At 71.8% G+C, this 12,581-nt stretch carries 13 protein-coding genes; 7 read left to right on the top strand and 6 right to left on the bottom strand.

What is annotated here, in order from left to right:
• The first annotated feature begins 505 nt into the window (after positions 1 to 505).
• Genes accA through ACFO4E_RS27525 form a run of 3 tightly spaced genes read left to right on the top strand, consistent with a single transcriptional unit; the run spans position 506 to position 4,181 of the window.
• Positions 506 to 2,215 (top strand): carboxyltransferase subunit alpha, encoded by a 1,710-nt coding sequence (gene accA / locus ACFO4E_RS27535; RefSeq protein WP_378579785.1) that lies wholly within the window; start codon positions 506 to 508, stop codon positions 2,213 to 2,215.
• Positions 2,212 to 2,769, top strand: coding sequence for an acetyl-CoA carboxylase biotin carboxyl carrier protein (gene accB / locus ACFO4E_RS27530; RefSeq protein ID WP_378579784.1), 558 nt, complete (start codon positions 2,212 to 2,214; stop codon positions 2,767 to 2,769). Before accA ends, accB begins: the two co-directional genes overlap by 4 nt.
• Entirely contained in the window at positions 2,766 to 4,181 is a 1,416-nt protein-coding gene (locus ACFO4E_RS27525; protein ID WP_378579783.1) for an acetyl-CoA carboxylase biotin carboxylase subunit, read from the top strand. The genes accB and ACFO4E_RS27525 overlap by 4 nt, the downstream gene beginning before the upstream one ends.
• A gap of 83 nt (positions 4,182 to 4,264) precedes the next feature.
• Here ACFO4E_RS27525 and ACFO4E_RS27520 read toward each other — a convergent pair whose 3' ends face one another.
• Together ACFO4E_RS27520 and ACFO4E_RS27515 are read right to left on the bottom strand one after the other, a co-directional pair.
• On the bottom strand, positions 4,265 to 4,726 hold the full coding sequence (locus ACFO4E_RS27520; protein ID WP_378579781.1) for a VOC family protein: 462 nt from the start codon (positions 4,724 to 4,726) through the stop codon (positions 4,265 to 4,267).
• On the bottom strand, positions 4,723 to 5,307 hold the full coding sequence (locus tag ACFO4E_RS27515; protein WP_378579779.1) for a DinB family protein: 585 nt from the start codon (positions 5,305 to 5,307) through the stop codon (positions 4,723 to 4,725). The genes ACFO4E_RS27520 and ACFO4E_RS27515 overlap by 4 nt, the downstream gene beginning before the upstream one ends.
• Positions 5,308 to 5,365: 58 nt before the next feature.
• On the opposite strand from ACFO4E_RS27515, the gene ACFO4E_RS27510 reads away from it, so the two are divergent.
• Both ACFO4E_RS27510 and ACFO4E_RS27505 read left to right on the top strand, forming a co-directional pair.
• The gene (locus ACFO4E_RS27510; protein ID WP_378579777.1) at positions 5,366 to 6,328 is read left to right on the top strand and encodes a helix-turn-helix transcriptional regulator; all 963 of its coding nucleotides are present in this window, start codon (positions 5,366 to 5,368) and stop codon (positions 6,326 to 6,328) included.
• 729 nt (positions 6,329 to 7,057) lie between these two features.
• A complete protein-coding gene (locus ACFO4E_RS27505; RefSeq protein ID WP_378579775.1) occupies positions 7,058 to 8,014 on the top strand; it encodes a hypothetical protein in 957 nt (318 codons plus the stop codon).
• Between the two features lie 31 nt (positions 8,015 to 8,045).
• Here ACFO4E_RS27505 and ACFO4E_RS27500 read toward each other — a convergent pair whose 3' ends face one another.
• Positions 8,046 to 8,693, bottom strand: coding sequence for a TetR/AcrR family transcriptional regulator (locus tag ACFO4E_RS27500; RefSeq protein ID WP_378579773.1), 648 nt, complete (start codon positions 8,691 to 8,693; stop codon positions 8,046 to 8,048).
• A gap of 87 nt (positions 8,694 to 8,780) precedes the next feature.
• Here ACFO4E_RS27500 and ACFO4E_RS27495 point away from each other — a divergent pair, with 87 nt between their 5' ends.
• Complete coding sequence (locus ACFO4E_RS27495; protein ID WP_378579771.1) at positions 8,781 to 9,293, top strand: nitroreductase/quinone reductase family protein; 513 nt, start codon at positions 8,781 to 8,783, stop codon at positions 9,291 to 9,293.
• 181 nt (positions 9,294 to 9,474) lie between these two features.
• Here ACFO4E_RS27495 and ACFO4E_RS27490 read toward each other — a convergent pair whose 3' ends face one another.
• From ACFO4E_RS27490 to ACFO4E_RS27480, 3 genes are all read right to left on the bottom strand, one after another.
• The gene (locus ACFO4E_RS27490; RefSeq protein ID WP_378579769.1) at positions 9,475 to 10,788 is read right to left on the bottom strand and encodes a tetratricopeptide repeat protein; all 1,314 of its coding nucleotides are present in this window, start codon (positions 10,786 to 10,788) and stop codon (positions 9,475 to 9,477) included.
• Between the two features lie 157 nt (positions 10,789 to 10,945).
• Positions 10,946 to 11,134 carry a DUF397 domain-containing protein gene (locus tag ACFO4E_RS27485; RefSeq protein ID WP_378579767.1) on the bottom strand — a complete coding sequence of 63 codons (189 nt, stop codon included), beginning with the start codon at positions 11,132 to 11,134 and terminating at the stop codon, positions 10,946 to 10,948.
• Positions 11,131 to 11,982: a helix-turn-helix domain-containing protein gene (locus tag ACFO4E_RS27480; RefSeq protein ID WP_378579765.1), complete on the bottom strand. Its 852-nt coding sequence runs from the start codon at positions 11,980 to 11,982 to the stop codon at positions 11,131 to 11,133. The genes ACFO4E_RS27485 and ACFO4E_RS27480 overlap by 4 nt, the downstream gene beginning before the upstream one ends.
• 240 nt (positions 11,983 to 12,222) lie before the next feature.
• Here ACFO4E_RS27480 and ACFO4E_RS27475 point away from each other — a divergent pair, with 240 nt between their 5' ends.
• Entirely contained in the window at positions 12,223 to 12,390 is a 168-nt protein-coding gene (locus ACFO4E_RS27475) for a hypothetical protein (protein WP_378579763.1), read from the top strand.
• Positions 12,391 to 12,581 lie beyond the last annotated feature (191 nt).

Below are 12,581 nucleotides of genomic sequence, written 5' to 3'. Positions count from 1 at the left end.
ATCGGCCCCGGTCCCCGACCGGGTGTCGGGCGGGGCTCGGCCAATCGAGTGCGCCCGCCGAGCCCCGTCCACCGCGCCCGCCCGCCCCGGAACCGGAGCGGCGGCGTCGTCGCCCGAACGGCGTTACCGCAGGCCGTCGGTGGTGAATCGAGCAGTAGTGGACCGCGAATCGAGCACCCCCCGACACTGTGGTCCCGCCGGTCGGTCCTCGCACGCGATCGCCGGCTCGCCCCCGCCTCAGATCCACCGAGAGGTCATCGATGCCGTGTTCTTGGACAACCCCCGGAATCCGCAGGGTGAGCGCCCCGCGGCGGCCCGCGACCGCCGTCCGCGCGGCCGTCGCCGCCACGGCACCGCCCAGTCCCGCCCCGGCGCAGCCCGGCGCCCCCGCGGCGCCACCCGGCACCGCCGCTCCCCTTCCTCCGCCGCGGCCGCGCACCCCCGCGGGCCGTCGCCGGTGCGCGCCGCGCCTGCCGCGCGGCCTCACCGATGACCGGAGGCCGCTATGGTGACCCTCGACTCCATGGCCGCCCGCGCCACCGACACCGGCTGGATCGCGTGCCGCCGCTGCGGGGTGCTCCTCTACCGCAAGCGCTTCACGCGCCTGTCCTCCGTCTGCCCCGAATGCGGCTGGCACGGTCCGCTCACCGCCGAGGAACGCGCCCGGCACCTGTTCGGCGACTCCTTCCGCATCGAGCACGCCCCCGGCCCGGCCGCCGCCGACGACCCCCTCTCCTTCACCGACCTGCTCCCCTACCCCGACCGCCTGCGCGCGGCGCGGAGCCGCACCGGTATGGACGACGCCGTCCTGGTGGTCCGCGGCCGCATCCAGGGACGGCCGCTGGTCGCGGCGATCATGGACTTCCGCTTCCTCGGCGGCAGCCTCGGGAGCGCCGCGGGCGAGGCGGTCACCGCGGCGGCCGAGCTCGCCTTGGCGGACCGCTGCGCGCTGCTGCTGGTCACCGCGTCCGGCGGGGCACGCATGCAGGAGGGCGCCCTGTCCCTGATGCAGATGGCCAAGACCAGCAACGCCATGGCCGCCCTCGACGAAGCCGGGCTGCTCACCATCACGCTCGTCACCGACCCCACCTACGGGGGTGTGGCCGCGTCCTTCGCCACGCTGTCCGACATCGTCCTCGCCGAGCCCAAGGCGCGCCTGGGCTTCGCCGGCCCGCGGGTCATCGAGCAGACCATCCGGCAGCAGCTGCCCAAGGGGTTCCAGACCGCCGAATTCCTCCTCTCCCACGGGCTCGTCGACGACGTCGTCCCCCGCACGGCCACGCGCCACGTCATCGGCGCGCTGCTCGCGGCCACCGGGCCGGCTCCCGCCGAATGGGGGGCGGGGACCACCGACCCCACGGTGCACCAGCCCGAACCCTTGGCCGAGCGCCCGGTCCGCGAGGTCATCCGGGCGGCGCGCGACGTCGACCGGCCCACCACGACCGACCACCTCGCCCTGTGGGGCGCCCGCTTCGTCGAACTGCACGGCGACCGCCTCGACCGCGACTGCCCGGCGATCGTCGGCGGACTCGCCACGATCGAGGACCGCCCCTGCGTGGTCATCGGCCACCAGAAGGGCCACAACTCCACGGAGCTGGCGCGCCGCGGGTTCGGAATGCCGTCGCCCGCGGGCTACCGCAAGGCCGAGCGCCTGATGCGGCTGGCCGGCAAACTCCGGATCCCCGTGGTCACCCTGATCGACACCCCGGGCGCCCACCCCGGCATCGAAGCCGAGGAGAAGGGCCAGGCCAACGCCATCGCCGCCTGCCTGCGCACCATGGGCGGCCTGCCCGTTCCCGTCGTCGCCGTCATCACCGGCGAGGGCGGCAGCGGCGGCGCGCTCGCGCTCGGGGTCGCCGATCGCGTTCTCGCCTGCGAGAACGCCGTCTACTCGGTGATCAGCCCCGAAGGCTGCGCGGCGATCCTGTGGAAGGACTCCGCCTTCGCCGAGACCGCGGCCGAAGCCCTGCGCATCGACGCACCGTCGCTGCTGCGGCTCGGGATCGCCGACGGCATCGTCCCCGAACCGCCCGGCGGCGCGCACAAGGACCCCACCACGGCGTCGCTGAACATCCGCGATGCCGTGGTGGCGGCTCTGCGCGGGCTCGACGAACTCCCGGCCCGCTCGCTGGTGGGTGCGCGGCGCGCGCGGTTCCGCGGGTTCGGCACCGCCCGACCAGCCGAGTCCACGGACCGGGGAGGTGCCGCGCGATGACCGATGCGATCGGCTTCGGCAAGGAGAAACCCGCCCCGGTGAGCGGGTGGGCCCCGCAGCGCATCGACGAACCCGACGACCCCGCCGCACAGGACCGGGCGGCCCTGGAGGCACTGTCACGAGCGGTGGGCGACCTTCTCCGCGCGTCGGGGCGGCCCCCGTCCCGGGTCTCGGTCCGGCTCGGGAGCGCCCGGATCGACGCCGAGTGGGCCTCCGCCGCCGGGCCCGCCGCGACCACCGCCGCCCCCGGCGGCGGCGACCTCCCCGCCGCGTCCGCGCACCCGGATCCCGACCCGGATTCCGGCCTGCACCGGGTCACCTCGCCCCTGGTCGGCACCCTCTACCGCGCGCCCGAGCCCGATGCCCGCCCCTTCGTGGAGGTCGGCGAGACCGTGCGCGCCGGCCAGCAGGTGGCGATCGTCGAGGCGATGAAGCTGATGGTCCCGGTCGAAGCCGACCGCGCGGGCCGGGTCGCCCGGTTCCTCGTCGACGACGGCCAGCCCGTGGAATACGACCAGCCGTTCCTGGTACTCGACCCGTTGGAGGAGGGATGACCGCCGGCGGGCCGGCCTCGCCCGGGGGGGCGGCCGCCCCCCGCGAGGGCGCCGGGCCGCGGGCCATCGACACCGTGTTCATCGCCAACCGGGGCGAGATCGCCCTGCGGGTGGTGCGGACCTGCCGCGAGATGGGCATCCGCAGCGTGGTGGGCTACTCCAGCGCCGACGCCGACTCCGCCGCCGTCCGCGCCGCCGACGACACCGTGCGGATCGGCCCCGCGGCCGGCCGGCGCAGCTACAACTACCCGCCGGCCATCATCGAGGCCGCGCTGCGCGCCGGCGCCCAGGCGGTGCACCCGGGGTACGGATTCCTGTCGGAGGACCCCGACTTCGCCGAGATCTGCGCCGCGAACGGCCTGGTGTTCGTCGGCCCGGATCCGGGGGTCATGGCGCAACTGGGCGACAAGGCCCTGGCCCGCGCCCTCATGGCCGCCGCGGGGGTGCCCGTCCTGCCGGGCAGCGACGGCCCGGTGCAGGGCGAGCGCTCCGTGGCCGAGGAGGCCGGCCGGATCGGGCTTCCGCTCATCATCAAGGCCGCCGCCGGCGGCGGCGGGCGCGGCATGACCGTTGTGCGCCACCACGACGACCTCGTCCCGGCCTACCGGCAGGCGCGGGCGGCCGCCCGGGAGTTCTTCGGCGACGACCGCGTCTACCTCGAACGGTTCTGGGAGCGGCCGCGCCATGTCGAGGTCCAGGTGCTGGCCGACGCCCACGGAGGGGCGGTGGCGCTGGGCGAGCGCGACTGCTCGGTCCAGCGGCGGCACCAGAAGCTCATCGAGGAGAGCCCGGGCCCCGGTCTGCCGCCGGGCGTGGCCGGGCGGCTGGCCGAGTACGCGCTGCGGGGCGTGCGGTCGGTCGGCTACACGGGCGCGGGCACGTTCGAATTCCTGGTGTCGGGCGAGGATGTCGCGTTCATCGAGGTGAACTGCCGCATCCAGGTCGAGCATCCGGTCACCGAGATGGTCACGGGCATGGACCTCGTGCGCGAACAGCTGCGGGTGGCCGCCGGCGACCCGCTCTCGGTGCGGGGGGACCAGGTCGCGCCGCGGGGCGTCGCCGTGGAGTGCCGGGTCAACGCCGAGGACCCCGACCGCGGCTTCATCCCCTGCGCGGGCCGGCTCACGGAGTTCACGCCGCCCGGCGGCCCGTTCGTCCGGGTCGACACCCACGCCTACGCCGGGTGGTCGATCCCGCCCGACTACGACTCCCTGCTGGCCAAGGTGATCGTGTGGGCCCCCGACCGGGAGCAGGCCCTCGACCGCATGGACCGCGCCCTGGCCGAGTTCGCCATCGGCGGCCCCGGCGTGCACACCACCATCCCGCTGCTGCGCTCGGTCCTGCGCGACCCGCTCTTCCGCGCGGCCGGCCACTCCACTGCTTTCCTGGACGAACGGCGCTCCTACGCGTGACCGGCCGACGCGGGCGGCCGGTCACGCTCCCCTGCGGCGCCGGTCGTCCCCGGCCGTCCTGCGGCCCGCCCGCCGTGCGCGTCTCAGTCGAGGCAGAATTCGTTGCCCTCGGGATCGGCCATCACGATGTGGCCGGCGGCGAGCGGGGGCGCGGGCTCGTAGCGGCGCACGCGCGTCGCGCCCAGCGCCACGAGCCGGTCGCACTCGGCCTCCAGCGCGGCCATCCGCTCCTCCCCCCGCAGACCAGGGGCCGCACGGATGTCGAGGTGCACCCGGTTCTTGGCGGCCTTGTCCTCCGGCACCTGCTGGAAGAACAGTCGCGGGCCGTTCCCGTCGGGGTCCTCGACGGCCGATCTCGTGTTGCGCTCCCCCTCCGGCACTCCGATCCGCGCGAGGAAGTCGTCCCATGCGGCGAGCGGATCGGCGCCCTCGGGCAGGTCGACCCCCGGCGGGCCGGGGTGCACGTAGCCGAGCGCGTCGCGCCAGAAGGACGACAGCGCCCCCGGGTCGTGGGCGTCGAAGGTGATCTGGATGTGGCGGCTCATCGGGTCGCTCCGTTCGCAGCGGGATTCGTGTGCAGGTAGAGGTCGCGCAGCAGGCAGACCTCGGACAGGTGGTGGATCAGCTCGCGGTTGATGTGCAGCACCAGCTCCGCCATGGAGCGCTCGGCGTAGGGCCCCTCCGCTTCCCCGCACGGCCGGGCGAGACCGGATTCGCCGAGGGACTCCACCCCGGCCAGCCATGTGGCGTACTCGGCGTCGAGCTGCTCCAGCGCCGCCGACGCGGTCTCGGCGTAGGCGAAGGACGCGTAGTCCGTGGGCGTGCGTCCGAAGTGCGAGGCGTTGCGCATCGCGAGCACGCCGACGATCACGTGCCCGAGCCGCCAGGCGATGGTCGTGAACGGCGGCGGATCCGGCTGCGGAAACGCGAAGTCGATGGTCATCGCGCCCGACCCGGCCTGCATCGGCGCGGTGCCGGTGCCGCGCGGGCGGACGTTCCAGCACCCGGGCGCGGGCTCCCAGAAGTACTCGTCGTCGGTGAGGCCGTCGAGCCGGTCGCGCAGCTGGTTGGTCCAGTGCCAGGAGATCTGGTCGCGCAGCAGTGGGTTCCAGGTCTGTTCGGTCATGGTTCCAGCCTGGAGCCTATTGCGGACAGAGTCGTTCCGTAATCCGTAAAATGATCATGTGACCGTCGAAGCGACGACCGAGCGCGTCCTGCGCCTCCTCGCCCTGCTCCAGCGGCGGCCGTCCTGGACCGCCGCCGAGCTGGCCGCCGAACTGGGGGTCACCGACCGCTCGGTGCGCCGCGACGTCGAGCGGCTGCGCGCGATCGGCTACCCCGTGCACGCGATGGCGGGCGTCGGCGGCGGCTACCAGCTCGGCGCGGGGACCCGGCTGCCGCCGCTGCTCCTCGACGACGAGGAGGCGACCGCGACCGCGGTCTCCCTGCGGCTGGCGTCGGGTGGCACGGTCGCCGGAGCGGGCGAGGCGGCGCTGCGGGCGCTCGCGAAGCTCGACCAGGTGATGCCGCCGCGGTTGCGCGCCGAGGTGCGGGCGGTACACGGCGCCACCGAGACCCTGGTCGGCACCGGGGTCGAGATCGACGCGGAGGTGCTGGTGACGCTCGCCCGGGCCTGCCGCGACGCCGTACGGGTGCGGTTCCACTACGCCGGCCGCGACGGCTCGGGGCGCGAGCGCACGGTCGAGCCGGTGCGGATGGTCACCACCGGTCGCCGCTGGTACCTGATGGCCTGGGACGTCGACCGCGACGACTGGCGCACCTTCCGGTTGGACCGCATGCGCGACGTGGCGGCGACGACCTGGCGCTTCAGGGCAAGGGAGCATCCGGACCCGGTCGCCTATGTGCAGCGGTCCGTGACCGCGGCGCCGTACCGGTATCTGGCCCGCGTGCGGCTGCACGCCCGGCCCGACCAGGTGAGCGAACTCGTGCCGCCGCAGGTGGGACGCGTCGAGGAGGACGACCGCGACGGGTGGTGCGTGCTCGTCGTCGGCGCCGACGACCTGGACCTGATCGCCCTGCACGTGGCCCGGCTGGGTTTCGAGGCGGAGGTACTGGAACCCCCGGAGCTGCGGCAGACCGCCGCGCTGCTCGCACGTCGCCTGGCGGCGATGGCCGGGACCGGCTGACGAGCCGGTCGGTGCCCGCGCAGGGTGTGGAAGGCGAGCGAACGGAGTGGCGCCGCCCCCTCGATATCGCGGCCCAGCAGGACACGGGCCACACGGCCACCCGACGACGGCGTGCCCCGGTCCGGTCTGAAAAAAATCTCCTCACCCATAGAACCCGAAGGCCCCATCCGGCATCGGAGTGCACATAAAGGTTTTTCAGCAATACGCACACCACCGGCAGGAGCGGTCTGTCAAGCGGAGACGAAAGGGGTGACCTTGTCAATCGGCCGTGAGCTCAGCCCGCGGAGGCGACCGTTCACATCGCACATCCCAGAACCTCCGTCGACATGATCGGCCCGATGCGGCCTTCGCGAAACCCGGCCGCCGCACGCGTTCCCGTCACCGCTGACCCGGCACGACAGACCGCGACCGCTCCCCAACGAGTCTTGAGGTGGAGCGCGATTCCTCCCGTCCGCCGGATCCGGACGGAGAGCGTGGGCTCCTCAAGAGGGCCCATGTGCTGGAATGACGCGACCATATCCCGGGGTTGGACGGACTCCCCGAAAATAGAATTCTCCCGCATCCGACGACAGGGACATGCGCTTCGCGCATGACGTTCCCTCGGCATTTCCAGAGAACCGCACCCCGCCTTCGGCAGGCGCGATCTCGGGTTCTTTGGAAATCCCTTTTCAAGCAAAAAACCCACCTCCCCACCATTCCGTGCCCCTTTCCGTGGAAAGAGAGAACATCATGAAGCGCAACGTCCGTTCCGCCGTCCTGACCCTCGTGACCTCCGGCCTGGTCGTCGTCGGCTCTGTGGGGTGCTCGGCGCAGGGGATGCTCGACGCGGTGATGTCGGCGGATCCCGCACAGCCGGATGCGAGCAGCGGCGCCGAATCGGGCACACAGAACATGACGGGCGAGTTGGAGTTCATCGCCCCGGGCGAGCTCGCCATCGACGGCCAGGCCTTCTTCGTCGCCGCGGACACGCAGATCACCGGCGGCATCTACGCCTGCCCCGCTGACGACGGCGTCGACCCGGACGGCAACGGAACCGTGGAATGCGACCTGGAGACGCTCGAAGCCACACTCCAGGAGGGCACGGTCGTCATCGCCAATGTGGCGGTGAACGACGAGGGGAACGCCGAGTCGATCACCGAGTACGACGCGAACAGTGACCGGGACCCCAGTGAACCCGCCGGCTCGGAGGAGCCCGCCGAGGGCGGCGACGAGGCCGCGGAGGGGTCCGGAGGGTTCACCGGAACCGCTACGGGCGAGTTGGAGTACCTGGCCCCGGGCGAGTACATCGTCGACGGCACGGCGTTCTACGTGGCGGAGGACACGCAGATCACCGCCGGCATCTACGCCTGCGCCGGAGGCGTCCAGGACCCCGACACCGGAAACGTCACGTGCGACTTCGACGAGTTCGACGCCACGCTCGCTCGCGAACGGGACCGTCATCCTCGCCTCGGTCGAGATCGTCGACGGTATCGCCGAGTCGATCACCGAGTACGAGGTCTGATCCCCTCAAGCCCTCCCGGTGAGGGAGGGCGTCCGCGCGGCCCGGGCTCCGGGCCGCGCGGACCCTCACCCCGGTGGCTCGCGCACGGCGCCGGCGTCGCCGCCGCCATCGACGCGATGGGGGGCGCCTTCACCATGCACTACACGACGGTGGCGGTCACCGCGGCACTCACAGGCGCCTCCTGACCGGATCAGACGACGAAGCCCTGCGGGAGTACTAGCCGTCCTGGTTCGGGCGGTGGGTATCCGGTGCGGCGTCGGCCGGGAGTGGTTCGCGGTGGTCGGCGCACAGGCCGTCGAGGGAGATGCGCAGCAGCCTGTTCCACATCTGCGGGCGGCACTCGTCGGTGATCTGGACGGCGTGGCCCAGTGAAACCAGAAGGAGCAGCAGGTCGTCGGTGGTGACGCCGGGGCGCAGCAGCCCTGCGGCGCCTGCTCGGGCGCACAGTTGCTCGATGACGAGGCGAAGCCGCCGGATGCCCTCGATGTCGGGGACCGACCAGGTCAGCGCGAAGTTCTCCATGATCATGCGGTGGCGCGCGTACCCGGTCAGGGCCTGCTGGTAGAAGTCGGTCAGCGCGGTCCAGGGGTCTTCGGCGTCGATCGCCGCCCGGCGCGCGGACTCCGCCCATTCGGAGAAGTCCTTGTGCAGGACCGTCTGCACGAGGTCTTCCTTCTTCGGGAAGTGCCGGTAGAGGGTGCCCATGCCCACCCCGCTGCGACGGGCGATCTCGCGCACGTCCACGGTGGTGCCCTGTTCGGCCAGCAGTTCCGCGGCGGCCTCGATGATCGCTTCCCGGTTGCGGGTCGCGTCCGCGCGCGGCGCCCGGCGCCGGGTGGTGTTCTCCGGTTCAGCCACTGCCATGCGGCCGAGCATACCTCTTATGCGGAGCAGATGCTCCGCTTTGTGCTACTTTGAGGAGCACGTGCTCCGGATAGCTAAGGGGATGGCATGCCCGACTCGTCCACGACCAACACGAACGAGACCACGCCCCCGGATATCAACAACTGGAACGACCGGATCATCGCCGAGGTCCGGGCGAACGCCGGGTACGCGGCGTGGAGTAGCGCCGAAGAGTTCGCGGCGGGCCGCCCCGTCCCGCCCCGGGTTCCCGGGTTCGACGAGCAGGGCATGCCGCTGATCCTGGTGCACCACACCGGGGCCAAGACCGGGCGCGCGCGGATCAGCCCGTTGTTCTACCAGCCGGTCGGCGATGACTGGGCCGTCTTCGGCACCCACGGCGGCAGTCCGCACCATCCGGCGTGGTATCGCAATCTGATGGCGAATCCACAGGTCACGGTCGAGGTGGGTACGGAAAGGGTGCCGGCCGTGGCTCGGCGCGCGGAGGGCGCGGAGCGCGAGCGGCTCTGGGCGAAGGAGGTCGCACTCGTCCCGAAGTTCGCCGAGTTCGAGGCCGCCTCCGGCAGGCAGATCCCCGTTGTCGTGCTGGAGCGTGTCCATTGATGAGCCTCCACCCCGCCCCTCGCCGAGAACGCGGCTGAACCGGTTGGCCGAGACCTCCTCGGCCAACCGGCGGCCCCCCGGTGGGCACGGGGCATCGGAAAAGGTGATGACGCGGCCGCGCCCTACGCTCGCCGCCGGCTCACCCGGCGGGCGATCGACGTTCCGCCGCTCGTCGTCCGCCTCACTCGCTCGGCGGTCGAGGTTCGGCCGGCCCGTGCTCCGACTCGTCGCCGAGTCCGCGGCGGAGGTCCCGTGCGGCGTCGCGGTGCTCCGCATATGCCGCACCGCCGGCCTGCGCGGAGCCGCCCTCCACCCGGGCCAGTACCTCGTGCACGCGGGCCTGCCCGTGGGCCGACCCGCCTTCGGTGAAGATGTCCAGCGCCCGGCGCAGGGCGATCCTGGCCTGGTCGGGCTCCCCCTTGCCGTCGAGGGCGCGGCCCCGTTCCAGGAGCGCCTCCGCCTCGTTCATCGCGTCCCGGCCGCCCGTTCCGTCCCCGGCGCGGAAGGTGCCGATGGCGCCGTTCAGGGGTTCCAGGGCGTCATCGAAGCGTCCGAGGGAGATCAACGAGCGCGAGCGCAGCAGGGACAGTGCCGCCATGGCCTCGGGCCGGCCCATGGCCTCCCGGAAAGGGAGGGCGCGGTCGAAGTACCGCAGCGCGACCTCGTCGTCGCCCGCCCGCTGCGCGGCGACGCCGAGGCATTCGAGGGCGGCGCCCCGGCCCCGGCCGTCGGCCAGTCCTTCGGAGAGGGTCAGCGAGCGCGAGAACTCCTCGGCCGCCTCGGCAGGGCGTCCGAGTTCGACCAGGGTGCGCCCGAGCAGGATGCGCAGCCGCGCCTCGGCCGCGGCGTTGCCCGCCGCCTCCGCCGAGCGGATCCCCATCTCCGTGAGCGCCGTCCGGTCGGTGGAGCGGCCGTGATCACGGAGGAAGCCATCGGACGCCTCGGCGATCCGCCATACGGGGGCGTGGTCGTCGGCGTCCTGGGCCCATTCCGCTACGGCGAGGACGGCCGGGAGGTTATCGCGCATCCACGTCCGGGCCGCCTCCGCTGTGGGCAGGTCGGGCGTGTCCGGCCGGTCCACGGCCACCGGAACGTCCTCGCGCCGGCCCGGGGCGCTCCGGGCATCGGCGGCGATCGCGCCGGACACGTAATAGGAGATGTAGCGCTGCCGCGCATTCAGCGCGTCACCGGCCGCGAGGCCGGTGTGGGCGCCGGACCGGGCGTGGTCGTGGACGGTCTCGGACATGCGATAGCGGCCGTCGATGCCGTCGACGCGGCCCACCAGGCCGTTGCGCAGCAGCTCGGCCAGCCCGCTGCGGGCGGCCGCGTCGTCGCCGCCCATGGCGGCGGTGGCGGCCCAGCGGTCGAACTCGGCGGTGGGGTGCAGGCCGAGCAGCGGGTACAGGCGCGCGGCAGCGGGCGAGAGCCTGCGGACGACGGCCTCGATCCCGCCCCGAGCCGAGGGATCCGAGGAACCGCCTGCTGCGCCGTCCATCGCGTCGGCCTCCCGCCCGTCCCGGTCCATGATGCGTGCGGCAAGCCGCCGATCGTTACCTGGGGTCGTGGCTCAGCATACGCGCGACCATGGCCATGAGCTGCGGAAATCCACAGCATCCGCGCGCCAGGGGCCGGACGGGCCGTGTCGCCCGGGGTCAGAACCCGTCGCCGCGAACGGCTTCCACGAAAGCACGCCACTCCGCCGAGCCGAACCCAAGGGCGCCCGCACCCCGATGCTGGGAGTCGCGTACTGCGACTGTCTCAAGGCCGTCAGCGACCTCGACACAGTTGCCGTTGCCTGCGCTATAGCTGGACGTTCGCCACTGGCCGTCGTTGCGGTTCACGACAACTCCTTGCTGATCCGGTCGATGAAATCGACCGATTCGGATGGATTCAACGCTACCTGGAGCAGCCGTGTCACGGTTTCCTGGTAGACGGCGACGTCGTGAAGTTCTTCGAGGAAGAGGCCGGAGATCTTGCCTTCGAGGTAGACGATGGCCGGGTCGTCGCCGAACTCGAAGACCACGCACGGGGATTCGGCGCTGGCGTGGTGACCTGCCCCGAAGGGGACGACCTGAATGGTGACGTTCGGTTGCGACGCGGCGTCCACGAGGTGGTTCAGCTGCCGCCGCATCATCGTGGACGAGCGGAATCGGTGAAGTGCGGCCTCGTCGAGGATGGCGACGAGTTCAGGTGCGTCGTCCGGCCGGGTCAGCACCGACTGCCTGGCCATGCGCGCCGCGACCTTGGCCTCCACGTCACGAGCCGTGTCATCGAAATTGCTGGCCCGGATGATCTCGCGAGCGTACTCAGGGGTCTGCAAGAGACCGGGGATGAGCATCAGCTCGAAGTTGATGATGCGGCTGGCCTGCTCCTCCAGCGCAATAGTCCCTTGGGCGTCCTCGCGCAGATGGCTTTCGAAGGGCTGCCACCAACCGAGTTGGTTCGCCCGTTCGGCGAGGTCCACGATCTTCCCCTGCCGAGCAGGCGAGACGTCGTAGATGTCGAGCAGCCGCCGCGCCTCGTCCACGCTGATCCCACGCTTGCCCGATTCCATGCGGCTGAGCGTCGGACCCGAAATGCCGGCGCGGGTCCCCGCTTCATCGGTGCTGAGATTCAAGGCTTCGCGCAGCAACCTGAGGTCGCGTCGCAGCCTGCGACCACGAGCGGTCGAGCCGAACTTGCGGGCCATGCGGGCATCTCTCCTTCTCGGTCACCTCCGACCCTAGCCCGGACTCGCATGCGGGAAGTCGGCGCCATCCACGAATGAGAGTCGCTTCAATTTTCATGAAGCGCTTCACATAACCAAGGATCGCTTCTACTATGCGATCAAGGAGTCACCCTCCGTCACGATCGGTGGCTCGCGGTTCAGAGCCCTTGTCGGCTCTGCCTTCTCTTGGGGGCGTTGACGTTGTCCCTTCAGAAATCCGCCATGGACTCGCCCGTGCGCTGGGAACCGCGCATCTACCCGGGGCGGATGGAGTGGGTCCGGCGGGTCCGTTCAGATATCCGCTCTGATCTGGGCGGATTCCCCGACGATCTGGCGTCGGACGTCGAACTGTGCGCCTCGGAGTTGTACGCGAACGCCGGTGCGCCGTGAGGCGCTCTGCCATATCCCCGGTGCAACCGGGAGGAACTGAAGGGAGGTTTCTGGACCTAATGGATTACCCGGAACCGAAAAGGCGAAGGGGACAATAGCATGCCAGGAAACCAACGATCGCGTTCAGGCGCGGAAGCGATGCGTTGAGGGGTCCGCGTGATACGGCGAAACCTGTATTGGCTGAATCCTAA

This window comes from Nocardiopsis mangrovi, from assembly GCF_042653925.1.
Classification (GTDB): Bacteria; Actinomycetota; Actinomycetes; order Streptosporangiales; family Streptosporangiaceae; genus Nocardiopsis_B; species Nocardiopsis_B mangrovi.
This window is presented reverse-complemented; position numbering and strand designations above follow the sequence as displayed.

What these genes read in the sequence shown, in the direction of transcription:
- accA (WP_378579785.1), top strand. Translation starts at nt 506, where the DNA reads ATGGTGACCCTCGACTCCATGGCCGCCCGCGCCACCGACACCGGCTGG.
- accB (WP_378579784.1), top strand. Translation starts at nt 2,212, where the DNA reads ATGACCGATGCGATCGGCTTCGGCAAGGAGAAACCCGCCCCGGTGAGC.
- ACFO4E_RS27525 (WP_378579783.1), top strand. Translation starts at nt 2,766, where the DNA reads ATGACCGCCGGCGGGCCGGCCTCGCCCGGGGGGGCGGCCGCCCCCCGC.
- ACFO4E_RS27520 (WP_378579781.1), bottom strand. Translation starts at nt 4,726, where the DNA reads ATGAGCCGCCACATCCAGATCACCTTCGACGCCCACGACCCGGGGGCG.
- ACFO4E_RS27515 (WP_378579779.1), bottom strand. Translation starts at nt 5,307, where the DNA reads ATGACCGAACAGACCTGGAACCCACTGCTGCGCGACCAGATCTCCTGG.
- ACFO4E_RS27505 (WP_378579775.1), top strand. Translation starts at nt 7,058, where the DNA reads ATGAAGCGCAACGTCCGTTCCGCCGTCCTGACCCTCGTGACCTCCGGC.
- ACFO4E_RS27500 (WP_378579773.1), bottom strand. Translation starts at nt 8,693, where the DNA reads ATGGCAGTGGCTGAACCGGAGAACACCACCCGGCGCCGGGCGCCGCGC.
- ACFO4E_RS27495 (WP_378579771.1), top strand. Translation starts at nt 8,781, where the DNA reads ATGCCCGACTCGTCCACGACCAACACGAACGAGACCACGCCCCCGGAT.
- ACFO4E_RS27490 (WP_378579769.1), bottom strand. Translation starts at nt 10,788, where the DNA reads ATGGACGGCGCAGCAGGCGGTTCCTCGGATCCCTCGGCTCGGGGCGGG.
- ACFO4E_RS27480 (WP_378579765.1), bottom strand. Translation starts at nt 11,982, where the DNA reads ATGGCCCGCAAGTTCGGCTCGACCGCTCGTGGTCGCAGGCTGCGACGC.
- ACFO4E_RS27475 (WP_378579763.1), top strand. Translation starts at nt 12,223, where the DNA reads ATGGACTCGCCCGTGCGCTGGGAACCGCGCATCTACCCGGGGCGGATG.